The sequence below is a fragment of the Nocardia beijingensis NBRC 16342 genome, assembly GCF_001612785.1.
GTDB lineage: Bacteria > Actinomycetota > Actinomycetes > Mycobacteriales > Mycobacteriaceae > Nocardia > Nocardia beijingensis.
Genome location: NZ_BDBC01000102.1, coordinates 1 through 1,346, shown reverse-complemented (window position 1 = coordinate 1,346; position 1,346 = coordinate 1). Strand labels below are relative to the sequence as shown.

Genomic DNA, 1,346 nt, shown 5'->3' with positions numbered 1-1,346 from the left:
CGTGAACCGTCGACTTATCTAGTGGCAGCGGTTCGTGGTCGGGGTCAGCTGCCCCGTAACGTGCCGCAGGAGGCTGGGTGGGCTGGCTCGTGAACCGTCTGTCGCCGTCGCAGGTTGACTTGCTCGTGATGTGTCGCCCCGCCCGGTCTCCGTTCACGGTCTGACTCGACAGAGGTGTGACGACGACCCGCTGTGTGTAGTTCTGGAAGTCGACATGTCGGCCGTGGATTCTCTGCCCGGCGACGACAAGGACGATTACCTGATGATGCTGATCGGCATCGACCCGCACAAGTCCAGCCACACCGCGACGGTGATCGAACCGTCGACGAATTCTGATCTCGGCTCGATCCGTATCGATGCCAGCAACAACGGATATCGTCAGTTGCTGGCGTGGGCACGACAGTGGCCGAAACGTCGGTGGGCGGTGGAAAACGCGGAAGGCCTGGGGCACCATCTGGCGCTGTGGCTGGTCGCCATGGGCGAGGCAGTCGTTGACGTTGCGCCGGCCGCGACCGCGCGGGTGCGGCAGCTTTCGCGTGGCGGCCGCCGGAAGAACGACCGAATCGACGCGGCCGCGGCGGCGTGTGTCGCAGCGTTGCACGGCGACGCACGTCCGGTGCGTGCCGAAACCCATACCGATTCGCTGGCCCTTCTCGATGAACGGCGAAAGAACCTGTCTGAGAAGAGGACTCGATCGGTCAACCAGCTCCACGCACTGCTGCGAGAATTGCTGCCGGGCGGGGCGCCGACAAGCCTGACCGCTACCACCGCCGCGGCCATCCTGCGCAACCTGCGGCCGGTCACGCCCACCGATCAGGTGCGCAAATCACTCGCCAAGGATCTCGTCTCCGATATCAAGCGCTACGACGCCCAGCTCGCCGAGAACTCCGCGGCCATGGACGAGTTGCTCGACCGGCACGGCACCTCGCTGCGAACCATTGCCGGTATCGGCCCGGTCATGGCCGCACGGATCATCGGTCGCACCGGCCCTGCAACCCGGTTCCCGACCGCAGCAGCGTATGCCAACTACACAGGAGTCGCGCCGGTCGAGATCGCCAGCGCCGACTCGGTGCGCCACCGCTTGTCTCGCTACGGCGATCGGGAACTCAACTCGGCTCTGCACACGATCGCCATGATCCAGATCCGCACGCGCGGGAGCCGTGGCCGCGTCTATTACGAGAAGAAGATCACGGAGGGAAAATCACCGAAAGAAGCCAGACGGTGCCTCAAACGACGCCTGGCCGACCTGTGCTGGCGAACCATGATCCGAGACGAAAAACGCACAGCCGCAACCCCACTCACCGACCATCCAGACCCGGCTTGACAAATACAGAGGTATCACGGGT

Annotated in this window: 1 protein-coding gene; it reads left to right on the top strand. The window is 64.3% G+C overall.

Annotation, left to right across the window (positions count from 1 at the left end; all coding sequences use genetic code 11):
- The first annotated feature begins 262 nt into the window (after positions 1-262).
- A complete protein-coding gene (locus NB3_RS33765; protein ID WP_067811560.1) occupies positions 263-1,324 on the top strand; it encodes an IS110 family RNA-guided transposase in 1,062 nt (353 codons plus the stop codon).
- Positions 1,325-1,346: the final 22 nt, after the last annotated feature.

What these genes read in the sequence shown, in the direction of transcription:
- NB3_RS33765 (WP_067811560.1), top strand. Translation starts at nt 263, where the DNA reads ATGATGCTGATCGGCATCGACCCGCACAAGTCCAGCCACACCGCGACG.